Raw genomic sequence first — 23267 nt, 5'->3', positions numbered from 1 at the left:
CCGCGGCGGCACCGGCTGGAATTGTCGATACTGCCTGGCAGGCTGCCCCCATGACGTACACCGTCCTCGGCGCGGCCGAGCTCTGGATCAGGCATAGCAGAGCTATCCCGACATCGACGCCGCGACCGCTCCCCCTGGGCAGCGCACGTCGTCCCCCGCCGAGATCGCAGCCCAGCAGGGACACGGCCTGTTCCTGCTGTCCCGCAGCCAGTTCCGGCAGGCCCGGCCGCACCAGCGCTTCGCCGAGCACGCGATCGAGCACCTGCGCGCGGCCATCGACGGCTACGGATCCGACTACGCCCGGTCCAGCCCCGTCAACCTGCCCGGCCTGGCCGGCTCGTACCTCCTCGCCGGCGACCTCGACGCCGCCGTCGCCACCGGCGACAAGGCGATCACCGCCATCACCAGACTGTCATCGCAGCGCGCCTACGCCAGGCTCAAGGACCTCTGCCGGACCGCGGCGGCCTTCGCGCACACACCCGAGGTCGCCGACCTGTGCCGCCGCATCGACAACGTGACGGTGGCCGCATGACCCCGGCCGGGGCGGACACGACGCTGCCCGGCGTTGCGGACCTGCGCCGGGCGTGCGCCGAGTTCGGCGTCGACGCCCGTCTGCTGCACGCCCGGTCCAACGCCGTGTACCTGCTGCCGCACGAAAACCTCGTGGCCCGGCTCGCGCCGGCCACGCCACTGCGCCAGGACCGGGCGCACACCGTCATCGCGGTGACCCGATGGCTCGCCGACCAGCCGGGCTCCGTCGCGCTCGCCCCTGCCGCCGGGGGCGCAGCCGGTCCTGCTCGACACCGCGGTGGCCACGTTCTGGCCGTTCCGGCCACCGCCGAGAGACCCCGCGATCGCCGACCTCGCCAACCTGCTGCGCGCGCTGCACGCACTACCGGCACCCCCGGTCCCCGTGCGCCGGTATCAGCCGCTGACCCGCCTGCGGGACGCGATCGACACGGACGCGCAACGCACAGCGCCGGTGCTCTCCCACGACGACCGCGCCTGGCTTACACACCGGGCGGACGAGCTGACCTCACGATTCGACGGCATGGACTTCCCGCTGGGCACCGGGCTCGTCCACGCCGACGCGCACACCGAAAACGTGGCCTTCGACGACGGGTGGCGCCTGATCGACTTCGACGAGGTGTGCCTGGGCCCTCGAGAGCTCGACCTCGTCGGCGCGCTGCCCGACCACTTCCACACCCCACAAGCCGAGCGTGAACGCCTTCTCACCGCCCACGGCTACGACCTCACCGCCTGGCCGGGGTGGACGGTACTGCGCGACATCACCGAACTGCACTCACTGTCGTCCTACCTGCGGCTCGCACCCGGCAAACCCGCGGCCGCAGACCAGCTACGGGTCCGCATCCGGTCACTGCGCAGTGGCGACCGCTCGGTGAGATGGCGCGCCATCTCGTAGTCGCGCGCCCGCCCGATCAGCGCATCGTCAACCAGCACCTGCGCACGACGACGCCGCGACGGGGACGGCCGAAGCAGATCAGCGCGCCGGCAGGGGCGAGGGCTTCGAGCTGCCCGGGACACCGACGTGCGGTGCTGCCGCGCAGGGGCCGGCGCCGTCATGTACCGGTCCCCCGGTGCCCCCTGGCACTGGCGCGATCGGGTGACACCATCGAGGCCCAGTTGACCGGCTGGCGTCGAGGGGCTAGGTCAGTCGCGTGCACACCTCATCGGAGTTCGATCACCTCACCCGGCCCGGCGTCTTCACTTCCGGAGAGGGCCGGTGACCTCCCGGGACGAGGCAGCGGAGAAGCTGCTGCTCGCTGGGGTGGATCCGAACATCGCCAGCGCCGCCAGGGCCTACGACTTCCTGCTCGGCGGGGGCCACAACTTCGCCGCCGACCGTGAGCTGGCGGAAAGGATCAAAGCCGTGCAGCCGGGGGTGCAACGCATCGCCCAGCAGAATCGGGCGTTCCTGCGCCGGGCGGTGCTGTTCATGCTCGACGCGGGGGTGCGCCAGTTCCTCGACCTGGGCTCGGGCATCCCGACCGTGGGCAACGTCCACGAGATCGCCCAGGACGCCGTGCCGGATGCACGGGTGGTCTACGTCGACTACGAACCGGTCGCCGTCGCGCACAGCGAGCTGCTGTTGGCCGACAACGACAACGCCGACATCGTCGACGCCGACATCACCCGCCCCGACGACGTGCTCGACGCCGAGCCGACCCGCCGGCTGCTCGACTTCGGCCAGCCGGTCGGACTGCTGGCCATCACCATCGGCCACTACATCCCTCCCGGCGCCGACCCCGCGGGCCTGTTCGCCCGCTACCGCGACGCGCTGGCACCCGGCAGCTACCTCGCTCTCACCCACCTCACCGACGACTTCACCGCCATCCGCGGCGAGCAGATCATCCGCACGATGAAGTCCTCCCGCGACAACGTTTTCCCGCGCACGCGCGAGGAGGTGCTGCAGCTGTTCACCGGCTACGAGCTCGTCGAGCCGGGCCTGGTGACGACCTCAAGCTGGCGGCCCGGCGGCGGGCTGGCCGACGTGCACGACACCGGGCAGGACGGCCTGTACGCCGGCGTCGGACGACGCCTGTGATCCGCCGCTGCACCACCAGTTCCGGCTCAACCCCGTCCGGCTGCCGAGGCGACGGTCATCGCCGGTGCTCACCGCGATGGGCGCGCCCTTGGCGAGGTGGTGCAGCGCGGCCTTCTCGTCGCCCGCGCCGTGTGACCGAAACAAGGATCGCCGTGCCGGGTGTTGCGCTGTCTGCTCACGCCGGTGAGATGACCTGACCGAGGCCTGGCTTGTCACGCCGTAGCTGCCGGATCGGGGGAACTGCGGGATCAGAAGTCGTCGCGGAGCAGCTTGACGTCGACCTTCGTGCCCTCGAACGCGTGCAGGTGCGCGGTGCTGTCGCTGATGACCGCCCAGTCCCGCACGCGGGCGGCGACGACGGTGTGCGCGGCCGCCATCGCGGCGAGCCCGTGGGCCTCGTCCTTGTCGATGGGCGCGGCCAGCAGGGCGCCGATGCTCTTGGCCGTGGTTTTGTCGATGTCGTGGAGGTCGACGATCGGCAAGCCCATGAGGACGTCGATCGCGTGGTGGGCGGGCTCGGGAATCCGCGCGTAGGCCAGGGCCAGAACGGTGGAGGGGACGAGCAGGGGCGTGATGTGCCGCATCGACTCGAAAACCACGGCGTGCGCGTAATCCTTGCCGGCCGCGAACCATTCCACGGCCGAGGTGTCGAGCACCCAGCCTTCGACTCCGTCCAACCTTGTCAGCCCGCCGCGCGTGGGGGGATCTCGACCTGCTCGCGGTACAACTCTCGTTGCACGACCGCGCGGGCGCGCTCGGAAGGCTCGCCGCCGAAGAGATCCCGCAGGGCCTGAAAGCCCGCGGCCATGCTGCGCGCATGCCAGTTCGGCAGTTCGCGCCACACCACCGTCGACGGTTCGGGATCCTGCTCGGACATGGGCACACCGTACCGCCCGGTGCGCGGGCACCGCGATAGCGAGCAGCGGCCGCCACCGGATGGGTGCTCGACGCCGTCCGTGTTGCTGATGCGGAGGTGCCCCGAGCTCGGCGCGTTGCGAGGCCGCCGCGGGCAGCGTCGGGACATGCCGCGTGACCGCGATCCTCGTCGTGCGGGCAGCTACATCGTGGGGACCAGCTTCAGATGCGGGCCGGGCGAGCGGTAGGTGATGTTCCACTGCGTTGTCGCCGGCGCGGGCTTCCACAATCCGCCCGCGTGGCGCTGGGCCGGTGCCGGCACGGTTCCGGGTGAGGTGGGGCCGGCAAACCGGGCGTCGGGGTCGATCAGGCTCAAGGCCAGCGGCAGGACGTTCCAGGCGATCAAGCCACTCACGGCGTCGGTGCGCGTCGGTCCGGCCAGGGAACGGACGTCGGCGCCGATGTGCCCGGCTTGGACTGCCTGGGTGACGGCTCCGGCGTCGGCGAGCGCCGCGCCGAGAGTCGGCCGGTCGAGGTAGACCGGGATGGGAATCAGGTTGTCCCAGGTGCCGTCGATGTCGAGCAGCAGGCGCAGTTCGGGCCTGCCGGTGTTGTGGTCGTGCTCCAGGTGTACGAACACCCCGGCCGGCGCGAGCACCGCGTCGACGTCCTCGCGGCGCTCGAATCCGCTGGGAAAGCTCAGATAGCAGCACCACTCGGGAAGCCGCGCCCAGTCCTGCACTCGCAGCAGCACAGCGCGATCCCACGCCGCGGCACCGCCGGAGGTCGTGGCGTGCAGGGTGCCGGCGGCGTTGTCGGCGACCTCTGTGTCGGGCACGTACACGCCGCGGCCGAGCCGCCACAGCGTGAGCGCGGTGACCCGGCCGAGCTCGAGCGCCGGGAACACGCCCTTGCCGGTGAGGTAGGCGTGGAAGCCGGCCATCGGCGGCCAGCACCACGACGGCCACGACAGCTGCCGCCCGTGCTGGGATTCGCGCAAGCGGCCGGCGGTGGCGAGTGCGTCGGGGTAGCGGCGGCGGCTTTCCTTGAGCAGCGCGTCAACGCGGCCGATCACGTCGGTGGCGGGTGTGTCGGGCATGGTGTCCTCTTCGCTCAGCAGGTCAGGGCGTGCCGCAGCCACCCTGCGAGCCGACTGGGCCGGCAGCGGAAAGCGATCCTCGCCAGTCCGCGAGGACCGGCGCTGCAGCAACACCCCCGCGCCAGCGGGGAACACAACGCGACAACGATACCGCTGGGCCGCAGACTTGATCATCGCGCCGCGGCTGCTTCGGTGGTCGGTATCCGGTCGCCGCGGCACAAGCTTGTGGACCGGATGTGCATGTGGTCGCCGCCGGCCCGGCTCGACGTGTCCCACATGTGGTCAGACGTCGTCGGCGACCAGGGCGAGCAGCCCGGCTGCGATGAAGAGGACGGCCAGGACGAGCCACCAGGTTCCCCAGCCCGTGTAGGTGATGACGGCGCCGATGGCGATGAACAGGCCACCGCCGAGCAGGGTCTCGTTCTGCTGCTGGCGCCGGTGGCGTTGCAGCGCCGCGCGCTCGGCGGCGCGCCGCTGCCTGTCGAGCCGATCCTCGTAGGCGAGGAGCTGGGCGGTCTGGTGCTCGACGCGGTCGACGAGCCGGTCGTAGGTGACCGAGCCGGGGGGAAGGAAGGCCAGAGTCCGGGTGTTGTGGTCGAGCTGTTCACGCAGATCCTGCACGGTCTTCTCGAGTGCGCACTGGGCGTTCGTGGCGGTCTCCATGCTTCCGACTCCAAAATGACGTGGGGGGCGACTCCTTTAGAGAGTAGACTACGATTTGGATTGCCGACTAACACTGTTTTGGAGTGAAGCCATGAGCGACGTGCCCCCGGAAGGGCCGGACATCGATCGCAACGTCGCGGTCAACCTGCGGCAGTTCCGCGAGCAGCGCGGGGTGAGCCAGGACGAGCTGGCCCAGCGCATGAGCGAGCGCGGCTTCGGGTTCACCCAGGCCACCATCTGGAAGATCGAGCGTGGCCAACGGCCGGTCAAGATCAGCGAGGCGGTCGCGCTGGGCAAGGCCCTCGGACTGAGCAGCTGGACCCACCTCACCGAAGAACCGGCACTCACGCGCCGCCTCTCCGATCTCCAAGACGCCAACCGCCGGGCGAACGAGGCCTACACCGAGACGAAGGCCGCCGCCGCGCGCTTTTTCGAAGCCCAGGTCAACGTGGTGGTGGCCGTGCGGGAGGCCCAGGATGCCGGGCTGGACACCGAACGGTGGAACGGGTGGGTCAACATCCCCGCCGAACGCGCTGTCATCGAAGCGCGAGTCGAGTGGAACCGCGAAGACGACATCCTCGAGCGGCGGGAGAAAGAGGTCGAGGCCGTCCTGGCCGCGCTGCGGCAGCACGGCTACCCGCTGATCCAGCCCGAAGACGTGGAGTTCGGCGGCGGCCGCCCGTGATCGATCTACCCGCGGCGGCACCGGCTGGAATTGTCGGTACCGCCTGGCAGGCTGCCCCCATGACGAACACCATCCTCAGCGCGGCCGAGCTCGACGCGCTTCTCGGCGGGTCCGCCGCCGACTGGCCGGGCATGGGGCTGACCGTGGTGCGCGGCACCCCGGCCGCCCCCGAGGCGACCGGCGAGGTCACGGTCCGCCACGGCGAGCAGATCGTCGGGTACACCGAGCAGTCGCCACACCACCAGGGCAAACGGGTCTACCGGGCCGTGATCACCGCAGGGCACCACGGCGTGCCGTTCCCGGCCGGTTTCCTCCCGCCCGACCCGCTGCGCGCCCAGCACAACGAACGGCTGCGCTGGCTGCCCGAAGGCCACCCCGACCGGCCCACCGAAGGCACCGTCCGCCAGAACGCCTACACCGAGGCCTGAAGTTTCGAGGAGTAACGCGAACAGTGAAGCGTCTTCCTGCACACGCAGGGTTGCAGCCCTCACGAGCTGGATCGAGCGAGGTACCGCAGCCCCCTGGCGCTGATTGTCCACCGTCCATCCTGTCGGCCACACGGCTCGGCGGATTCCGCCGCAGCTCCCGTCATCACTGTGGCGCCGGTGAAGACCGCCTCGGCAGCGGCGACAGCGCCGACTGCACCATCAGCTCTGAGGATCAGCGGCTGGAGGCTAGCTATGCTTCCGCCTGCTGCACCTCACATCGCAGCAGCTCCTTCGCCGCTGCGGCCACCGCTGGGTCAACCGCGCCGAACGCCGCTGCCGACCCATCGAGTCCAGCGAGCACGATCGCACGAACAAGGTCGCTTCGACCGTCGAACGACTGAGCCAGCCGCAGAAGGTAGCTCATTCCATGTTGTCGTTGTCGATCCTGGAGCTCATCGACGATCGCTTCTGCTGTCTGGCTGATGTCACCGTTGTAGAACGCGTCGGCGAGCTGGCGGTAAGCCGCATTGTACGCGGCCTGACTGAAGCCTTCCTTCATCGGACAACCACCACACGTTGAAGTGACGAGGACCGAGTGTAGAGCTCGCACACACTTCGAAATCCCAGTTGTATCACCGCATGTCGTACCTCGAAGAGCACCGGGACGCTCTCCTCTACGCGGCGCCATGACCTGAACGGTGACGACTAGCTCGCTCATGTGACGGAGAGGGCGCCTCGCCGCAAGCAGCCGTGCGTTTGACGCGCCGCCGCTGCTCACGCAGAATCGCACACGCGTTCGACCGTTTGGTCGAGTCGCGGCTGACTTCCCCTCAGCGCTTCGTGCTGCTTCGTGGGAGGCCTGCCCGCATGACGTCCACCCCGGACTCGTCCGACGCGATGCGCCGGCATACCGAGCTGGCCGAGGGCACGGCCGCGTGGTCGCGCACGCGCGGCGGCTACGTGCCGCCGCAGGATCTGCGTGACCGCCCGATCGCCCGTGAGCTGCCCTCGCGGCGCGTGCCGTACGCCGAGCTGCACGTGCACTCAAGCTACTCGTGGCTGGACGGGGCGTCCTCGCCGGAGGAGCTGGTCGAGCAGGCAGTACGGCTGGAGCTGGACGCGATCGCGCTGACCGACCACGACGGCATGTACGGCGTGGTGCGCTTGGCCGAGACCGCGCGCGAGCTGGGCGTGCACACCCTCTACGGCGCCGAGCTCAGCCTCGGGCTGGCCGCGCCGCAGGCCGGGGTGCCGGATCCGGCGGGCACGCACCTGCTGGCGCTGGCCCGCGGCCTGGACGGCTACCGGGCGCTGTGCCGGGTGATCAGCGCAGCCTGCCTGCGCGACGGGGCCGAGAAGGGCCGGCCGGTCTACGACCTGGCCGGGGTCGCCGACGAGCTCGCCGGCCAGGTGCTGGTGCTGACCGGCTGCCGCAAGGGCGCGGTCCGCCGCGCGCTCGACGCCGGCGACACGGCCGGCGAGTGGGAGGCGCTGCTCGGCCTGATCGACGTCTACGGCCGCGCACACGTCGCGGTGGAGCTCGTCGACCACGGCCTGCCCGGTGAGAGCCGCCGCAACGACGTGCTGGTCGCGATGGCCGAACGCGCCCGCGTTCCGGTGGTGGCGAGCAACCAGGTGCACTACGCCACTCCAGCGCGGGGGCGGCTGGCCGCGGCGATGGCGGCGGTGCGGGCGCGGTCGTCGTTGGATGAGATGGCCGGCTGGCTGCCTCCGGCGCCGGCGGCGTTTCTGCGCAGCGGCGCGGAGATGCGCCACCGGTTCCGCCGGTACCCGGCCGCGGTCCCCAACGCCGCCGCGCTCGGCATGGAGTGCACGTTCGACCTGGCGCTGGTGGCGCCGTCGCTGCCGCCGTTCGACGTGCCGCCCGGCCACACCGAAGCCAGCTGGCTGCGCGAGCTCACCTACCGCGGCGCCGAAGACCGCTACGGGCCGCGCGAGACCAACCCGGCGGCCTGGGCGCAGATCGACCACGAGCTGGCGATCATCGAGCAGCTCGGGTTCTCCGGCTACTTCCTCGTGGTGCACGACCTCGTCCGGCTCTGCCACGAGCGCGGCATCCACTGCCAGGGCCGCGGCTCGGCCGCGAACTCCGCGGTCTGCTACGCCCTCGCCATCACCAACGTCGACCCCGTGCGCTGGGCCCTGCTGTTCGAGCGGTTCCTCAGCCCGGCGCGGGGCGACGGGCCTCCTGACATCGACATCGACATCGAGTCCGACCGCCGCGAGGAGGTCATCCAGTACGTCTACGACAAGCACGGCCGCCACCACGCCGCGCAGGTCGCCAACGTCATCACCTACCGCGCCCGCTCCGCGGTGCGTGACATGGCCCGCGCCCTCGGGCACTCCCCCGGCCAGCAGAACGCCTGGTCCAAGCAGATCGACGCCTGGACCCCGCTCGGCGCCGAGTCCCACCCCGACATCCCGCAGGCCGTGCTCGAGCTCGCCGGGCAGATCGAAGGCTTCCCGCGGCACCTGGGCATCCACTCCGGCGGCATGGTCATCGCCGACCGGCCGGTCTCGCAGATCGTGCCGGTCGAGCAGGCCCGCATGCCGGGCCGGACCGTGCTGCAATGGGACAAGGACGACTGCTCCACGATCGGCCTGGTCAAGTTCGACCTGCTCGGCCTGGGCATGCTCTCCGCCATCCACTACACCGTCGACCTGGTCGCCGAGCACCACGGCGTGCAGGTCGACCTGGCCCACCTCGACCTCGACGACCCGGCCGTCTACGACATGCTCTGCGCCGGCGGCACCGTCGGGGTGTTCCAGGTGGAGAGCCGCGCGCAGATGGGCGCGCTACCCCGCGTGCGGCCCCGCACCTTCTGGGACCTGGCCGTGCAGGTCGGGCTGATCCGGCCGGGCCCGATCCAGGGCGGCTCCGTGCACCCCTACATCGCCCGCCGCAACGGCGCCGCCTGGAAGCACGACCACCCGCTGCTCGCGAACGCCCTGGACCGCACGCTCGGCGTGCCGCTGTTCCAGGAACAGGTCATGCAGATCGCCATCGACGTCGCCGGGTTCACCCCCGCCGAAGCCGACGAACTGCGCCGCGCGATGGGCTCCAAACGCAGCGAGTCCAAAATGGAGCAACTACGCGCCCGGTTCTACGAAGGCATGGCACGCAACGGAATCCGCGGCCCGGTCGCCGACAAGATCTACACCCAGGTCAAGGCCTTCTCCGGCTACGGCTTCCCGCGACTCCCGTGAGTTCAGCGAGAGTGAAGGTTCTTTGCAGGGAACCCGAGGGGCCGTTCCAGTGAGGACAAGGGCTCGACCCGTGGGTTCGATGGCAACTCACATTACCGTCTTCGATCGCGGTGGCGAGGAGTGTGTCCCGTCCTGGCGAACCTTGCGCGGGCACGTCAGCGACGGGGGTGACAGTGAACCTGTTGTGTTCCACCTGCCACTGCGATCGCCGCTGGGCGGAGCAATCGGGCAGGGCGGCGTGGTGGCCATGTCGTTGGCCTTCGCCGCGAAGGACAGGCCGCGATCCGGACAGATCCAATGGCAGGGCATGTCCGTGTCGCCCGCACGGTGACCGTCTGCAGCGACGACACATCGTCGCGCTCGTGATCCCCCGCTGAAGAGCCGAAGAACCCGATTGATCTAGCGGTCCGTGTGCGGTTGGTCCCATGTTCACTAACGGGGTGAAACAGGGTATCGACCAGGGGTAAAGGTTTCGGATTGCGAATAATTCTACACATCCTGGCACTTGCACGGGAATTGCGGTGGTAGCGGCTGGTTAGTGAATCTTCTTCGGTATCGGCGGTGATCGACAACGCGTGATCCGCGTGACCTCGGCAGCGATGGCAATCACGCGTAAGCGGTATCTCGTCGTGCGGTCGTGTGATGGCTCTAGCGGATGGGCGCTGGCCCGGAGAAAGTGGATTTCATGCGAAGAATCAGTGCTCTCATGGTCGCCGCCGTCTTCGGGTGCGTGCCGGCGGTCCCTGCTTCCGCCTCCGCTGCCGTCGATGTTCCATCGATGGATCAGGCCGACATTTGCTACGGGAAGTGGTGGATCCGAACCGGCACGGACTCTGGCGCCGGAGGCAACCTCGTGGACTGGGTGGGACTGGGCAAGGCCGGCAACGACGAGACCTTCAAAACCGGGCAGTGGTCGGGATCCGAGATCCAGAACGGGCGATCGGGAGAGAGTTCCTACCGCCAGGGATCATGTGACGCCACCGAGGACGCCGCCTGGGACCGCGTGCGGATCCACTACGACGCCGGTTTCTGGAACGACAAGTGGCAAGTCGTCGACATTTCCCTCAAGGTCGCCCGGTCACCGGGCTCGCAGGACTTCATCAAGTGCTACCGGTGGTCGGGTAGCTACTGGGTTGGCGACGGTTACCGCGAACTGACTTGGAACAGCAGCACCTGCTGATAATCCCCCACACGCACCAGTCCAGCCCATACCGGTCGACGCCGACCGGGGAGACAGAGGTCCGACATGACCACCACCACCACCCAGTCTGCGGGCGACACCGCCGCGCTGCGCCCGATCGGCGGAATCGATACCGTCTACCACCTGCTCGCCGACACCGACAACGGCGATGACTACCGCAGGATTCCCGGCATGGAGCAGCTCGCGCTGCGCGGCAGCGAGCTGTACCTCGGCGAGGTGCCGATCAGCACCGCCTGCTGGGACAAGGACTTCGTGACCTGGACGCAGGAGTTCGAGGGGCATTTCAGCGCGGGTGTCCTGCGGTTCCTGGACGACGGGTTGACCGTGAGCGGCGACATCAGCATCGGTACGAGCGCGGACGACGCCGTGCGGCTCAGCGTGCACGGCACGCTGCCGCCGCCGGCCGTGTACGACACCAGGATCACCGTCTCGCCACACGCCAAGGGCACCGACCCCAAGACCGTGCCGGCCGACCAGTGGACCACGGGCAGGGTCCTGCGCCTGAGCAGTGACTACGACGATTCCGGCACGATCTACGCCAAGATCGAGTTGACCGACGCCAAGGGGGAGTTCCAGGAGCTGTCGAACTCGACACAGTCGATCGAAGGCAACAATTTCGTCGTGACGATCTCGACCAGCTCCGAGGAGTGCTCAGCGCTGATCGAGAGCGACCCGGGCTTCTACCGCGAGGCCGAGTTGAAGTTCCCGATCGCGGAGCAGTACGGCAAGGGTGTCGGAGCAGTGCGGGCCACCTGTGGCACTGCTGCCGCAACGGACAAGGTGTGGCTGTGGGAGGCCACACCACGCCGAGTGCCCGAGCAGCGCGCCGACAACCTGCCGATCCGCGGCGTTCCGCAGGTCGTCCTGTCCGCCCTGACCACGCAAGTGGACGACGACGTGCAAATGGGCGTCTACTCAGGGCTGGCGGTCGAGAACCTGGTGACCCTCACGCCGCCCGACGCCATCGACGGCGGCAAGGACGTCGTCAGCGAACTGATCAACGACAAGTTGATGCGCAACATGAAGTGGGCGATGGGCCGGCAGGAACCCGAAAAGGGGTGGCTCAAGGACTTCCTGCTGACCTCGGCGCCGACCTTGAACACGGAGCAGGAGGCGCTCGCCAAGAAAGGTGAAGCCTTCTACCGCGAGTTCGGCTGCGCTTATCTCACGAAATCGTTCAACCAGCACTCCGGCTGCACGGTGAAACTTTCGCAGCAGCAGGCGTTGAAGCTGGACAACTACTTCAGCGCGGGTATCGCGCAGAAGCCGGAGTTCAACATCCAGCACCAAGGTCTGTACCGGGAGGCGTATCTCGCCGTCAGGCCAAAGCTGCAAGACTACATCGCCGATGACGGCAATGCCTGGGCGCAGAAGGCGTTGCAGCGGTTGACGACCGGCACGAATTTTACCCAGCTGTTCAACAGCTACCACATCCAAACCGCCAGGGATGCCGCTTTGCGGGTGATCAAGAAGAACGGACTGCTGCTCGCGACGCTGGATCCGACGGGCGCAACGGCCAAGACTTACTACGAGCGTGTCACCGCCGTGCTGGTGGGAAAGACCAGTGCCGATGCGCGCAGTGGTGACATCAACCTGGTGAAGGACTGGTTGCCGAACGCGCTCAAAGTGTACCTGGAAAAGATCAAGGACGGTACCATCCAACTCGACACGATGTCCGCCATCGAAGCGAAAGCGGCACTCGAGTTCTTGGCCAAGAACGAGATGGCTGTCGTCGGCGACATCGCGCAGCTCATCGTCTCCCACGGCAACGTCGCCAACAGGTTCGACCAGGCCAAGGCGGTCGAGGGCAGCTGGGCGAACACGATCGGCAAGAAGTACCCGAAGCTGGCCATGGCCGGCAAACTGAGTTTCCCGCTGCTGTGGGTAGGAAGCGTCTACCAGACGGTGACAGCGCTCACCAAGGCTGACTGGAAGTCCATGACTACCCAGGAACGCGCCAAAGCGGTGATCAGTGCCACCGAATTGGGGCTCCAAGCTTTCAAGGCCGTCAAGGACGCCTACAAGGGTACCGCGCACATCGCACGCAAACTCGGGGTGCTCAGCAAGCTTTCCGGGTGGTTCGGTAAAATCGAGGCGCTGGAAGGAATCGGAGCGCTGGCGGCTCAGATCACCAAAGCCAAGGACTGGATCACTCCTGCGGCCAAGGCCCTTGAGCCGCTGCTGAAGCAGGTCGGCAAGGGTACGATGTTCGAGGTGCTCTTCGCCAAGAGTGTGCTGTCGGGCGTGATGAAGATCCTCGGCGCCGCAGTGGCCGTGGCTCTCACCGTCGTGGCGTTCGTCGACCTCCTGGACGCCATCAAGAACGGCCGTCCGATAGACACGCTTTGGGCTTCGCTCAACTTCGCCGTCGCCTTCCTCGGTGCCGTCGTGGCGATCGCCTCACTGTTCGTGGCAGGATTGGCGCTGCCGATCATCGGGTTCGTCCTGGCCATCGCCGGTATCGTCATGGCGATTATTCAGTGGTTCACCACCACGCCGCGGAATCCGATGGACGACTTCATGAAGAACCACGGAAAGCCTTTCGTGGATGCACTGCCCGATCCGAAGCAGGACGCACACAAATCCGACACCAAGACGCTGTTGGGGACGGCGGGCTCGTGACACCGCCGCAACCGGAGGCGGTCCGGTACACAACCAGCCGCGCCGGCCATAGGGGAAGTGACGAACTCGTCCCTGGACTCCTGCTTGCGATCAGCTTCACCAACGGCCCCGACGGCGCGCAAACCGAGGTCCGGCTGGAGACAGAGGAGATCACCGCCTGGTCCGAGTTCCACGACGAGCGCGGCACTCTGGTGCTGGACTTCGACCTGCGCTCGGTCGCCACGGCAGCGTGCCGGAACACCGGCTTCTACCTGTGGGGTCAGGCGAGGTTCGACCGCACCATGCACACCTTCAGCGGCACCCTGTCGGCCCTGTGCAACGACCGCGAAGGAACCATCCCGTACCGATGGGAGGGTGAGGTCGCGCAGGAGAACCGGAACATCGCCCAGCAACTGGCGTTGTTGCTGACCGCCGCGGTGACGGGGTCCTCGACATGACCTGGGCGGACGACCGGGAACTGAAACAGGTCGTAGACCACTACTGCGAAAAAATCTCGTTGACCGAGCCGGACCGCCAACACCTCGATCGAACGCTGCGCCTGGTCGACACGAAAAAGCTTCTCGACGAGGTGCGCAAAGTCCTCGTGGACGAGCTACTCGCAAACTCTGCCGTTTCCGACTACCACCTCGGAGCCTTCAGGTGGACGCTGCCGCCGGATGCGGGCAGCCAGCAGCGTTTCGTCGCCGACGTGGGCCGTACCCTCGGAGGGCTCGCACTGATGCTCGCTCCCAATAGGGCCCACCAGATCCTGGACGTCTCACGTCTGCAACATGACCGGGAACGTCTGTTGAACTACAAGAACGCGGACTTCACCGCGTACACGCGCAAGGCCTATCAGGAGCGTTTTGAAGGTGCCCTGTGCTTGCCCAGTGACAGTCGCATCACCTTCACCACGCTTTTTCCCGAAAGCTCCCCCCACACTCGCCCGGAATGGGGTCGACGACTGGGTGGACTGATGAAGGATCCGGCCTTTACCACGCTTGAACGCAGCAGGTACGAAGTCGCCCGTGACACCTGGTGTCAGCAGTACTACTGCAATCTGGAAAAATTATCTCATCTCGACGGGAGCAGCCGCTCCAGCGTAGAAGAACACTGGAAGGCACAATTTCCAGGCGGGAGAATACCCCAGGATTGGACACCGGGCAGTCGTACACTCGCTGCCTATATGCCCGATGAAACCCTGGCCTACTCCATGCATATCAATAACGACAAAGAATTTCAGTGGGCCGAAAAGTGGATCCGGCACCACTTCCCCAAAGAATACCTGAAGTAATACGACAAATCCTTGAACCCGTTGCAGACACTTGACGGGACCGGCGCCCAGCACACCAACCTGATCACTGTGCTGATGCAGCACCTGCACTGTGCGCACCGCAACAGGCGGCCGTCGAGGCGATCGAGTTGTGGAACCGCACGATGCTGCTCGTCGTCGCTTTGCGCCAGCAACTCCTGCGTCACGCCAGTCCGGCACTGGCGCGGGTCCTCGGCGACGCCGGCAACGGCATCGCAACGTCCTCACCTGGCACGACAACAATCCCTGCTACGCCATGATCGCCCAAGCACTCGCCGTGACCGACCGGCCCCTGCCCGGCTTGAACCTCACACCGCCGCCCATCCCCAGCATCGCTTGGCGGTGGAACCAATTCGACACCGAATCCATCCGCACGTCCCGCTGATCTCGAGGACTTCTCCTATCGGCTGACTGGATGCCGGCCGTCACGATGCCCAGGTCGGGCGATGACGTGCGGTTCACCGGCGTGAGCGGCCGCTGGGCAGCCGGCTGATTGGGTGCGGTGCCTGGCGTAGCGCAGCGCGGTTTTCTCGTCGACGCCAAACACCGCTGCGAGGTGGAGAGGGTCGGCGCGGTGGGTGATCGCCTCTTCGAGGTGTCGTTCCATGCGTAGTCGCTCCAGGTTGGCGGGCAGCCCGCGGATGGCGTCGCTGAGCCAGGAGTGGCTGACCTGCGCGGTGGTGGAGGCAGTGCGGATGTTGATGAGCAGGTGCGGGTTGGGCGTCGTGGTCCAGGTGGTGCGGCGATAGTCGAGCCAGCTGAGCAGCGCTCGATGGGTCAACTCATCGAGAGGTTGGACCCGGCCGCCGAGGGTGATTCTTCGGTTCCCCAGGTCGACATCGTCCAGCAGGGCCGTGCGGATGGTGTGGCCGCGGGCGGCGTGAATGGTGGCCAGCGCAATGATCAGCGGGTCGGCTGGTCGGACTGCCGCTGCGACGGTTTGCCGGATCTCCGCGTCGGGCAGCGGTTGCAGGGTGCCGGCGACGGCTGCGCCGACACGGATGCGGCTGGTGGGATCACGGAAGATAGCACCGGCTTTCTTGGCCATGCTGAACACGGAGCGCAGTGCGACTGTCAGTTGCTGGCGCGAGTTGCCGGAGTAGAGCTCGATGTGGGACAGGGCATCGTCACGGGTGACTTCGCGCAGGCTGTCGTAGCGTTGTGACCATTCCAGCAGTGCGGGGCGAACCGCATGCAGGTAGCGCAGAGCGGTCTGTTTGCTGCGCGGAGCCCGACGCGGCCCGCCGTCAACGAGCTCGCGAATCCAGCGTGTGGTCTCGGCAGCGATTCCGGTGTGAGGCCGCGCAGCTTGGCCTCCAGGTTCGCGTCAACGCGATGACGCCGGTCATCGACGTAGATGCCCATCCGCTCGAGGACCTGGACAGTTCGTTCGGTGGACAGGCGCCGGTCTGGCCTGCGCAGCGCGGCGAGCAGTCGTGTGTGGGTGAGACGGTCGCCCTCGGCGTAGCCGGCGAGCATGATCGCCAAGGCGCGGCGGGTGTTGGCAGCAGAGGTCGTGCTCCAGCCGTTGATCTCGCTCAGGTGCGGGAGAAGGTCCAGGGCCGTGGTCAGCGCTTGATGACTGGCAGTGGGTTGGTGCCGGTCATCGTCGTAGACGACCGCGCCGAGCTCGCAGATCCGGAACAGGCAGAGTTGCCCATCCGCTGGTGAGGGTGGCGCGTCGGGTGACTGCTCGGCCGGTGGCAACGCATCCCGCACGGCGCGTCCGTGTGTGCTGGTGCGCGAGCGGCTTGAGCAGCCTGGCCGCCGCATCATCGAGATGAAGTTGGCGAGAAACAGTTGCGGGGCATGAACTTCGGCGATCAGGTGCACTGCGGTGATGTTCCGGTTGCCGGACAGATGCGCCTGAGTGCGCGCGTGGTCCCAGCACAGCCGGCAGCGTCGCTGCTTGAGCGCGGACATACGACGGCAGCCGCGGCAGCGTCCACGCGGGGACTTGCTGTCATGCAGGTAACAGGCGACGCAGAATCGCCGCGCGAAGAGATGTCCCCAGGCCAGGCATCCGTTGCACGTGCCGACCGGGCGATCGTCGGACCAGGTGCTCATGCCGGGGGCAGCGATCGACCGTCTCGGCGCTTGGGCGTGACCTCCGGGCGTACTCCGCCGGTGGCCGCCTGCGATTCGGCTTGCGTGCCGGGCAAGGCGAACGTCCCCGGCTCAGGACTCATGATGTCCTCGATCCCGCAGTCGAGCACCGCGCACAGCGCGTCCAGATCGGACAGTTTGATGCTGACCGGGTTGCCCGACCACAGGCCCGACATCTTGCCCACCGAGATCACCAGACCGCGTTCGGCCAGCATCCGCTGCAACTCGCTGGCCTTCCAGATGCCGCGCTGAGCGGCGGCCAGCCGCAGGTTCCACTTCATGGCACTAGTCCTTCCAGCCGCTGGGCAGCGCGCTGCTGCCCAGCGAGCACGGCGTCCTCGATGCGAGTGCGGTGGATATGGATGTACTTCATCGTCGTAGCCACCCAGGCATGCCCGAGAATCTCCTGGATCGATAACAGGTCCACACCGGACAAGTACAGATCGCTGGCGCAGAAGTGCCGCAGCACGTGCGGCGTGAGCTTGTCCGCCCAGCCCGGCAGGTGCGCCGCCGTCGCAGCGGCCAGGCCGGCGCGCAGCGCGTCGTCGCCGACGCGGCAGGCGGTGCCGTCGCGGTTGTGCCGCTCCGAGGGGAACAACGGGGCGCCGGGCCGGGTGTGGTCGTCGTCGAACAGGCCCCACACGTCCTCGATGAACCAGCGCAGCAGCACGTCGGCGCCGTTGATCAGCGGCACCATCCGCTCGCGCGGGCCGCTGCCACGAGTTCCCTTGCCCAGCCGCACGTGCAGCTTGCCGAACCGGCCCAGGTGCCACTTCACGTCATCCAGGTCTAGGCAGCGGACCTCGTTGACCCGCAAGCCGACCAGCGACATCAGCTTCGCCGCGGTGTAGTTACGTGCCATCGGCGCGTACTTGCGGCAGGTGATCAGCTCGCCGCGCCACCCGCTGAACAACACACCCAGTTCGGCCGCGGTCGGCGGGATGCGCAGCGCGGCTTGCTTGTTGCCGCGCGGCCGGTTCATCTCGTCGACCGGGCACTCGACCACCCGGCCGGTGAGCTGGTGGATCTCCGCCTTGTGCCGTAGCTCGAGGAACGCGAAGTAGGTGAGCATCGACTGTGCGCGGGCCAGCCGTGTGCCCTTGGCGGCATGGCGGATGACCTGGCCGAAGTACTTGTCGGCGTCGGTCGGCTGCATCTCCCACAACGGCTGGTCGAACCAGGCGCGTACCTGCTCCAGGTTCGACACGTCGTTGCGGATCGTGCCGTCCGCCAGCCCCGCCGACGCCCGTGCCAGCACGAACCCGGCCATCACGTCGGTCTCGAAGTCGAGCAGCTCCTCCGCCGACAGCGCGGTACGACGCTCACGCAGATTGCGCACCACAGCCAGCACCAACCGACACCTCACCTTCACCCAGCCCGAGGAACCTCAGATTGAAAGTGATCTTTTCAGAGATCCTGAAAAACGATCACAGCGGGGTGCTCCATCGTGGAACTCGCTGTACGCCCTGGTCCAGACGGAAACGGCCCCTCCGCTTCCGCACGAAGACCCACGAACTCAAGTGATGTCGCATATGAGCCACTCACTGTCGTTCGCGCACCACGTGTTCAGCAGCGCGTACTTGAAGTTCTACTACCCCGCCGCGTTCCTCGCCGGCTTGCTACGGGCACAGCCGATGGGCTTCTACAGCCCGGAGTCGCTGGTCGCCGACGGCCGCCGCCACGGCGTCATCACCCTCGGCCCCGACATCACCCGCAGCCTCGCCCACCCCATCCTCGAACCCCACGCCGGCAGCGCCGGCGGCCGCGCGGTCCGGCTCGGCCTCGCCGGCGTCCGCGGTCTCGGCGCCGACGTCGCCCAGCAGGTCGTCGACGACCGGCTCGCCCACGGCCCCTTCCGCGACCTCGCCGACCTCGGCCGCCGCACCCGCCTCACCGAACCCCAACTGGAAGCCCTTGCGACCGCCGGCGCGCTCGCCGAGCTCGCCGGTGGCGACCGGCGCACCGCGCTGTGGAACGTCGCCCTGCCCGCCCGCGAACACGCCAACCAGCTCCCCAACACCACCACCATCGGCGACACGGCGCCGGCGCTGCCGGGCATGAGCACCTGGGACCTGGTGTGCGCGGACCTGTGGGCCACCGGCATCAGCCCCAACACCCACCCCATCGAACTCGTCCGCCACCACCTTGCCACCCTCGACGCCCTGCCGATCTCGGCGCTGGCCCACGTTGCGCACGGCACCCGCGTCCTCGTCGGCGGCGCGCTCACCCACCGCCAACGCCCGCCGAGTGCGGGCGGCACCACGTTCCTCAACCTCGAGGACGAGACCGGCATGCTCAACGTCATCGTCAGCGCCGGCGCCTGGAACCGCTACGGCCAGATCGCCAAACGTAGCTCCGCGCTGCTCGCGCGTGGCGTCGTCGAGCGCGCCGGCGGTGCGGTCAGCGTGCTCGCCGACCGGATAGAGCCGCTTGGACTCACGACAGGTCCGTGACCTGGCTCAAGACCACCGGCACCGGAAGCAGCCACCCCCACTGGGCGTCCTCATCCGCCGGTTCGGCAGCGACACATGCCCAGCCTTGTGGCCAGGCGCCGCCTTGGGGCGGAAGTTGTTGGGGCGGGCGCTCCATAGGCAGCCGGACCCGAGCCGATAGACATCTGGCTGTTGAGGCGAACACGGCGTGGTTGAACCAGGTGTCGATGGCGAAGGTCGCACTGGCGAACGTGGTGTCGCCGGTGAAGGTCGCTTTGGCGAACCACGTGGTGCCGCTGAAGGTCGCGCCGATGAACGAGGTGACGCGGGTGAAAGTCACGCGGCTGAACCGGGTGGTGCCGGTAAACGTCGCTCCTGCGAACGCGGCGACGCCGGTAAACATCGCGCCGCCGAATTCGACGTCCCCAGTGAAGATGGCGCCAGAGAACCGGGCGTCGCGGGCGAAGGTCGTGTGGCTGAACCAGGCGGTCCTGGTAAAAGTCGCGGTGCTGAACTCGGCGCCGCCGGTGAAGGTCACGCGGCTGAACCGGGCACTACCGGCGAAGGTCGCGCCGCCGAACAACGCGTCCTGGGCGAAGGTCGCGGAGCCGAACAAGGCGTCGCGGGCGAAGGTCGCGGAGCCGAACGAGGTGTCGTGGGCGAAGGTCGCGCCGGTGAACGTGGCGTCGCGGGTGAAGGTCGCGTCCGCGAACAAGGCGCCGCGGGTGAAGGTCGCGCCGACGAACGAGGCGTTGTGGGTAAAGGTCGTTCCGGCGAACAGGGTGGTGCCGGTGAAGGTGGCACCATCCATGCTGATGGAGGGCACGGAACAGTGGCTCAGGTCAAAGTTGATCAGGGTTGCTTCGGTGAGGTCGAGGCCGGGGATCTCTGGCCAATAGTCGAGGACGTGCTGGCCATCCGGGCGTGTGAGGAGGTGTTTCGCGAGCAGGCGTTGCACGGACAGGCGCACGTCGCGTTCCAGCAGCGCCTCGACGTCCACGGCCATCGGGTCGGGCTGTGCCGAGGGGTCGGGGCGGTGAATTCCGGCGCGTCGACGCGGGCCACGCAGCAGCGGCCGGGGCACTCCTCCCGCCGGGTGAGTGACCGCAGGCTGTGGGGTGAGGGCCGCCGGTGCTGGGGCGTACGGCATGCGCAGGTAGGCGCACCACAGGCTGGCGATCGTGGCGCGTTGGTCGCGGTTGTCCTGACCGAGCCGTTCCAAGGCGTACAGGGCGGCCAGCCGCACCGGTGCCTTGTCGGAACCGAGCTGGTCGGCGGCTTTGGTGAAGAGCTCGGTCACGCGACGGGCCCGTGCGTCGTCTTCGGTATGAGTCTGGGCGTCCAGCCGCGCGCGCAGGTCCCGCTCCGCGGTGCGCTGGCGGCGCACCGCGAGGTACAGCGCGAACAGCGCGCCGCCGCCGGCCACGACGCTCAACGCGATTTTCACGGCGTCGAGCTTGGCGGTGACATAGTCCTTGCCGTTGATCGCTGTGCTCGGATCCACCTTCACCGCGGCGATGCGCTCAAGCCAGTCCAGCGTCGCCCACAACGCCCCGCCGGCGATGATCACCAGAGCCACCAGGCCGAGCACCGGCACGGCCCACGGCAGCTGCTCGTCGGGTCCCGGCTGCGGGCTGGCCGGGCGCGGCTTGTCCAGGGTGGGGCGCCGGCGAGACGGAGGCGCGGGTTCAGCAGTGGTCATGCCTGTACGTTGCCGGAACGTCGCGGTGTGCAACACGCCGACCCGCCGCCCGCAGCGAAGGCCTCGCCGCCGACGTCGTGATCAGCGCCGGTGCCGCTCGCAGATCGACTGGAGGTCCGCCCTGAACAGCGCGTCGTCGATGAGCTCGCGCGGATCGTCGTCGACGAACCCGTCCGCGAGCACGTCGCCGTTCTCGTCGACGCTCAGGCCGGTGTCGCTCAGGCGGGTGTTCACCGCGTCCAGGTAGTCGCGGGAGATCGCCTCGACGTCGTGGTCGACGGCCGTCGGGCCGAGGTGCTCCAGCACCAGGTCCGCGAGGTTGCGGGCCTGGCCGTCCATGTCGTGGAAGTCTGCGAGCGCGCCCAGAATCCGATCTGTCATGGCCGTCATGGTCCTGGCGGCGGGCTGATCGCGCAGGTCGGCGAGAAGTGCGGGCCGAGGTGCGTGACGCAGTTCGGCGCGGCCGCCGCTGGTGAGTGCCGGTCCGGGAAGAGTTCGTTGGGACGAGGGGTCCCGGACCGGCATTCGTACCTTCGGGCGCGGCGGCTCCAGCGTTACGACCCTGCCCGGCAACGGGCCGCGGCCGAGGCCTGCGTGCCGGACTGCCGGCCGGTCGTCTTCACCGGTGGCGCGGTCCCAGGCGGCCGCCGGCCAGCACCGCGCCCGGCGGCAGCCCGCGGGTGAGCAGCGGCAACAGGTTCGGGTGCCGACTCATCAGCACCGGCGCCGTGCCGTTGCGCTGCTGCACCCGCCGGCAGAAACGGGGTGAGAGCGGCACGCCGAGATAGGCGTCGGCGCGTGGCCCGTACACGACCTTCTCGCCGACCCCGCACCACGCCGCGGGCGCCGCCTGGCCGTCGCGCCAGAGGTACCCCTCGACGTACACGCCGCCCTCGGTCCGGGCGGCCTCGCTCGCGGCGACGCTGTACGCGCTCTGCTGATCCAGCCGAAGATCGGAGCCGGCGTCCCACCACCGACCGAGATCGAGCACCAGCCCCTCCACAGACGCGTGCACCCAGCCTGAGTCGTCCACGAGCGTCCGGAACGGTTCCTCGGCCTCAGCGAGCGCCGCCACGAGTTGCTCGTTCACGAGCACATGGTGCGGCAGTACCGGAAGAAATGACACTCCTGCCGGGACAGGCCGTGGCGCAGACTTGAGACAGATCATGGTACAAGAGCGATTTGCCAGGTGAGGCGGGAACCTAGTTGCCGCCGTGGATCGTCTCGGACGATCTGTGGCAGCGGATCGAGCCGCTGCTCCCGGTGGTGCCGCGCAGTACACGCGATCCAGGGCGGAAACGACTGCCGATCGACAGGTGCTATACGGGTGTGGTTCCGGCTGCTCGGTGGCAGCCCGGCTCCCGAAGGGAATAGTTCCGATCGCTCGGAAGGGTGATGCAGCGGGTCTTCCGGATCCGTCCGGGTAGGCAAGGTGCGTCAGGGGAGTGCAGTCGAAGATAGGAGTGTCGCGATGCGACGGACGATGAGGACGGTTCCGGCGGCGGTCGCGCTGGCGGCCGCCGCGGTGGTGGGCGTCGCCGGCCCGGCGATGGCTCAGCCGGGTCCCGAGCCGGCGGAGATCTCGGTGGTGCAGTGCCTGGTCGGTGGGGGCCTCCCGGTGCCCATCTCGGGGAGCGCCCCGGACAAGCTGACCTGCTTGGGCGGTCACTACAACGGCCGGCCGGTGACGATGCCGCAGCAGCCTGGGAACTGAGGTGGACGCGGCCGCTCAGCACCGGTCTTGACGGATGAGCTGCGGGCTCGACTGGAACCGCTGTTCCCCTACACGACACGCCCGTTTATCTGTTAGGAACTCTTAGTCCCAGACCACCAGTTCGACCGGGTCGTTGGGCTGCGGGCGGAGTTGCGTGCCACCACCGTCCCTGCGATCCGCTGTTCGACGGTTCGGTGCGCGTAGTTCTCAGCAGCGGTTGCCGTCAGCCGCGGGGAAGGGTGTGCGGCGCCCGAGCACGGTGGAGCCGGGAGCGGGGCTGACGTCGACGGGTACGAGCTGATCGCCGGCAGCCAGGGCGGCCGCGACTTCGGCGGCGTTGGTGATCCTGGCGCTGGAGAAGGCCACGAACAGCGGGTCGACGGAGATCTGCACCTCGCCGACGGAGATCTGCACCTCGCCGACGGGCAGCGACCAGCCCATGAGTTCGAGCATGAAGTCGATCCGGGGGTAGTGGCCGGTCCCGACGTGGTCGAGTTAGGCCTGCGCATCCTCGGCGGTGCTGATCTGGTGGCAGACCATCGTGCTCAGCGGCATCGAGACCTCCTCGCCTCGGAGCAGACCGGCGAGGATGCCGATGTTGCGCATGTCCCGTCTCGACCACATGGCAGGCAGCGCACCCACGAAGTCGAGGGTCTAACGGACCTGGACGAAGTC

At 68.1% G+C, this 23267-nt stretch carries 25 protein-coding genes and 1 pseudogene; 11 read left to right on the top strand and 15 right to left on the bottom strand.

Annotated elements, in window-relative coordinates; all coding sequences use genetic code 11:
* Nucleotides 1-426: 426 nt before the first annotated feature.
* Nucleotides 427-804 (bottom strand): hypothetical protein, encoded by a 378-nt coding sequence (locus tag BMW88_RS43025; protein ID WP_218148376.1) that lies wholly within the window; start codon nt 802-804, stop codon nt 427-429.
* Between the two features lie 4 nt (nt 805-808).
* On the opposite strand from BMW88_RS43025, the gene BMW88_RS37925 reads away from it, so the two are divergent.
* Nucleotides 809-1423 (top strand): aminoglycoside phosphotransferase family protein, encoded by a 615-nt coding sequence (locus tag BMW88_RS37925; protein WP_218148375.1) that lies wholly within the window; start codon nt 809-811, stop codon nt 1421-1423.
* A gap of 321 nt (nt 1424-1744) precedes the next feature.
* The gene (locus BMW88_RS37920; protein WP_245778335.1) at nt 1745-2566 is read left to right on the top strand and encodes an SAM-dependent methyltransferase; all 822 of its coding nucleotides are present in this window, start codon (nt 1745-1747) and stop codon (nt 2564-2566) included.
* Between the two features lie 248 nt (nt 2567-2814).
* Here the strand turns inward: BMW88_RS37920 and BMW88_RS37915 are convergent, their stop codons facing one another.
* From BMW88_RS37915 to BMW88_RS37900, 4 genes are all read right to left on the bottom strand, one after another.
* Nucleotides 2815-3243, bottom strand: coding sequence for a hypothetical protein (locus tag BMW88_RS37915; protein ID WP_089961073.1), 429 nt, complete (start codon nt 3241-3243; stop codon nt 2815-2817).
* Between the two features lie 5 nt (nt 3244-3248).
* Nucleotides 3249-3443, bottom strand: coding sequence for a hypothetical protein (locus BMW88_RS37910; RefSeq protein ID WP_089961072.1), 195 nt, complete (start codon nt 3441-3443; stop codon nt 3249-3251).
* Between the two features lie 180 nt (nt 3444-3623).
* A complete protein-coding gene (locus tag BMW88_RS37905; protein ID WP_143116453.1) occupies nt 3624-4634 on the bottom strand; it encodes an AcrVA2 family anti-CRISPR protein in 1011 nt (336 codons plus the stop codon).
* A 168-nt stretch (nt 4635-4802) separates the two neighbouring features.
* Nucleotides 4803-5183, bottom strand: coding sequence for a hypothetical protein (locus tag BMW88_RS37900; RefSeq protein ID WP_089961066.1), 381 nt, complete (start codon nt 5181-5183; stop codon nt 4803-4805).
* 91 nt (nt 5184-5274) lie between these two features.
* On the opposite strand from BMW88_RS37900, the gene BMW88_RS37895 reads away from it, so the two are divergent.
* Entirely contained in the window at nt 5275-5868 is a 594-nt protein-coding gene (locus tag BMW88_RS37895; RefSeq protein ID WP_089961061.1) for a helix-turn-helix domain-containing protein, read from the top strand.
* A gap of 59 nt (nt 5869-5927) precedes the next feature.
* On the top strand, nt 5928-6296 hold the full coding sequence (locus BMW88_RS37890; RefSeq protein ID WP_089961058.1) for a hypothetical protein: 369 nt from the start codon (nt 5928-5930) through the stop codon (nt 6294-6296).
* A gap of 250 nt (nt 6297-6546) precedes the next feature.
* Here BMW88_RS37890 and BMW88_RS37885 read toward each other — a convergent pair whose 3' ends face one another.
* Nucleotides 6547-6855 (bottom strand): hypothetical protein, encoded by a 309-nt coding sequence (locus BMW88_RS37885; RefSeq protein WP_089961055.1) that lies wholly within the window; start codon nt 6853-6855, stop codon nt 6547-6549.
* A 338-nt stretch (nt 6856-7193) separates the two neighbouring features.
* Here BMW88_RS37885 and BMW88_RS37880 point away from each other — a divergent pair.
* The 5 genes and pseudogenes from BMW88_RS37880 to BMW88_RS37860 all read left to right on the top strand — a co-directional run.
* Nucleotides 7194-9512: pseudogene (locus BMW88_RS37880) on the top strand (error-prone DNA polymerase); the annotation flags it as partial.
* Nucleotides 9513-10230: 718 nt separating this feature from the next.
* Nucleotides 10231-10704, top strand: coding sequence for a hypothetical protein (locus BMW88_RS37875; protein ID WP_143116452.1), 474 nt, complete (start codon nt 10231-10233; stop codon nt 10702-10704).
* Between the two features lie 66 nt (nt 10705-10770).
* Nucleotides 10771-13347 carry a hypothetical protein gene (locus tag BMW88_RS37870; protein WP_089961043.1) on the top strand — a complete coding sequence of 859 codons (2577 nt, stop codon included), beginning with the start codon at nt 10771-10773 and terminating at the stop codon, nt 13345-13347.
* Nucleotides 13344-13784, top strand: a complete 441-nt coding sequence (locus tag BMW88_RS37865) for a hypothetical protein (protein ID WP_089961039.1) — start codon at nt 13344-13346, stop codon at nt 13782-13784. Before BMW88_RS37870 ends, BMW88_RS37865 begins: the two co-directional genes overlap by 4 nt.
* Entirely contained in the window at nt 13781-14620 is an 840-nt protein-coding gene (locus BMW88_RS37860) for a hypothetical protein (protein ID WP_089961034.1), read from the top strand. Before BMW88_RS37865 ends, BMW88_RS37860 begins: the two co-directional genes overlap by 4 nt.
* Before the next feature lie 418 nt (nt 14621-15038).
* On the opposite strand, the gene BMW88_RS41450 is transcribed toward BMW88_RS37860, so the two are convergent.
* From BMW88_RS41450 to BMW88_RS37840, 4 genes are read right to left on the bottom strand one after another with little or no spacing between them, the layout of a single operon-like run.
* Nucleotides 15039-15686: a hypothetical protein gene (locus tag BMW88_RS41450; RefSeq protein WP_143116451.1), complete on the bottom strand. Its 648-nt coding sequence runs from the start codon at nt 15684-15686 to the stop codon at nt 15039-15041.
* Between the two features lie 26 nt (nt 15687-15712).
* Nucleotides 15713-16705 carry a hypothetical protein gene (locus BMW88_RS41445; protein ID WP_143116450.1) on the bottom strand — a complete coding sequence of 331 codons (993 nt, stop codon included), beginning with the start codon at nt 16703-16705 and terminating at the stop codon, nt 15713-15715.
* Nucleotides 16702-17025: a helix-turn-helix domain-containing protein gene (locus tag BMW88_RS37845; protein WP_089961025.1), complete on the bottom strand. Its 324-nt coding sequence runs from the start codon at nt 17023-17025 to the stop codon at nt 16702-16704. Before BMW88_RS37845 ends, BMW88_RS41445 begins: the two co-directional genes overlap by 4 nt.
* Nucleotides 17022-18095: a tyrosine-type recombinase/integrase gene (locus BMW88_RS37840; protein ID WP_245778334.1), complete on the bottom strand. Its 1074-nt coding sequence runs from the start codon at nt 18093-18095 to the stop codon at nt 17022-17024. The genes BMW88_RS37845 and BMW88_RS37840 overlap by 4 nt, the downstream gene beginning before the upstream one ends.
* A gap of 181 nt (nt 18096-18276) precedes the next feature.
* On the opposite strand from BMW88_RS37840, the gene BMW88_RS37835 reads away from it, so the two are divergent.
* Nucleotides 18277-19197: a helix-hairpin-helix domain-containing protein gene (locus BMW88_RS37835; RefSeq protein ID WP_245778333.1), complete on the top strand. Its 921-nt coding sequence runs from the start codon at nt 18277-18279 to the stop codon at nt 19195-19197.
* On the opposite strand, the gene BMW88_RS37830 is transcribed toward BMW88_RS37835, so the two are convergent.
* From BMW88_RS37830 to BMW88_RS37820, 3 genes are all read right to left on the bottom strand, one after another.
* Entirely contained in the window at nt 19181-20878 is a 1698-nt protein-coding gene (locus BMW88_RS37830; RefSeq protein WP_143116449.1) for a pentapeptide repeat-containing protein, read from the bottom strand. The genes BMW88_RS37835 and BMW88_RS37830 overlap by 17 nt on opposite strands.
* An 81-nt stretch (nt 20879-20959) precedes the next feature.
* Entirely contained in the window at nt 20960-21259 is a 300-nt protein-coding gene (locus BMW88_RS37825) for a hypothetical protein (RefSeq protein ID WP_089961013.1), read from the bottom strand.
* Between the two features lie 238 nt (nt 21260-21497).
* Nucleotides 21498-21968 (bottom strand): hypothetical protein, encoded by a 471-nt coding sequence (locus BMW88_RS37820; protein WP_143116448.1) that lies wholly within the window; start codon nt 21966-21968, stop codon nt 21498-21500.
* Nucleotides 21969-22349: 381 nt separating this feature from the next.
* On the opposite strand from BMW88_RS37820, the gene BMW88_RS37815 reads away from it, so the two are divergent.
* Nucleotides 22350-22592 (top strand): hypothetical protein, encoded by a 243-nt coding sequence (locus tag BMW88_RS37815; RefSeq protein ID WP_143116447.1) that lies wholly within the window; start codon nt 22350-22352, stop codon nt 22590-22592.
* A 207-nt stretch (nt 22593-22799) separates the two neighbouring features.
* Here the strand turns inward: BMW88_RS37815 and BMW88_RS37810 are convergent, their stop codons facing one another.
* Nucleotides 22800-23045, bottom strand: a complete 246-nt coding sequence (locus BMW88_RS37810; protein WP_089961001.1) for a hypothetical protein — start codon at nt 23043-23045, stop codon at nt 22800-22802.
* 42 nt (nt 23046-23087) lie between these two features.
* Complete coding sequence (locus BMW88_RS42535) at nt 23088-23234, bottom strand: hypothetical protein (protein WP_177221617.1); 147 nt, start codon at nt 23232-23234, stop codon at nt 23088-23090.
* Nucleotides 23235-23267 lie beyond the last annotated feature (33 nt).

Source organism: Lentzea xinjiangensis (assembly GCF_900110955.1).
In the GTDB taxonomy this organism is placed as follows: Bacteria; Actinomycetota; Actinomycetes; order Mycobacteriales; family Pseudonocardiaceae; genus Lentzea; species Lentzea xinjiangensis.
Note: the sequence above shows the minus strand (reverse complement) of the source record. Positions and strands in the feature narration are given on the sequence as shown.

Coding starts and splice junctions, on each gene's coding strand:
- BMW88_RS37890 (WP_089961058.1), top strand. CDS start 5,928: ATGACGAACACCATCCTCAGCGCGGCCGAGCTCGACGCGCTTCTCGGC.
- BMW88_RS37875 (WP_143116452.1), top strand. CDS start 10,231: ATGGTCGCCGCCGTCTTCGGGTGCGTGCCGGCGGTCCCTGCTTCCGCC.
- BMW88_RS37810 (WP_089961001.1), bottom strand. CDS start 23,045: ATGCTCGAACTCATGGGCTGGTCGCTGCCCGTCGGCGAGGTGCAGATC.
- BMW88_RS37860 (WP_089961034.1), top strand. CDS start 13,781: ATGACCTGGGCGGACGACCGGGAACTGAAACAGGTCGTAGACCACTAC.
- BMW88_RS37870 (WP_089961043.1), top strand. CDS start 10,771: ATGACCACCACCACCACCCAGTCTGCGGGCGACACCGCCGCGCTGCGC.
- BMW88_RS37895 (WP_089961061.1), top strand. CDS start 5,275: ATGAGCGACGTGCCCCCGGAAGGGCCGGACATCGATCGCAACGTCGCG.
- BMW88_RS37830 (WP_143116449.1), bottom strand. CDS start 20,878: ATGACCACTGCTGAACCCGCGCCTCCGTCTCGCCGGCGCCCCACCCTG.
- BMW88_RS37900 (WP_089961066.1), bottom strand. CDS start 5,183: ATGGAGACCGCCACGAACGCCCAGTGCGCACTCGAGAAGACCGTGCAG.
- BMW88_RS37845 (WP_089961025.1), bottom strand. CDS start 17,025: ATGAAGTGGAACCTGCGGCTGGCCGCCGCTCAGCGCGGCATCTGGAAG.
- BMW88_RS37815 (WP_143116447.1), top strand. CDS start 22,350: ATGCGACGGACGATGAGGACGGTTCCGGCGGCGGTCGCGCTGGCGGCC.
- BMW88_RS37885 (WP_089961055.1), bottom strand. CDS start 6,855: ATGAAGGAAGGCTTCAGTCAGGCCGCGTACAATGCGGCTTACCGCCAG.
- BMW88_RS37910 (WP_089961072.1), bottom strand. CDS start 3,443: ATGTCCGAGCAGGATCCCGAACCGTCGACGGTGGTGTGGCGCGAACTG.
- BMW88_RS41450 (WP_143116451.1), bottom strand. CDS start 15,686: ATGGCCAAGAAAGCCGGTGCTATCTTCCGTGATCCCACCAGCCGCATC.
- BMW88_RS37835 (WP_245778333.1), top strand. CDS start 18,277: ATGAGCCACTCACTGTCGTTCGCGCACCACGTGTTCAGCAGCGCGTAC.
- BMW88_RS41445 (WP_143116450.1), bottom strand. CDS start 16,705: ATGAGCACCTGGTCCGACGATCGCCCGGTCGGCACGTGCAACGGATGC.
- BMW88_RS37825 (WP_089961013.1), bottom strand. CDS start 21,259: ATGACAGATCGGATTCTGGGCGCGCTCGCAGACTTCCACGACATGGAC.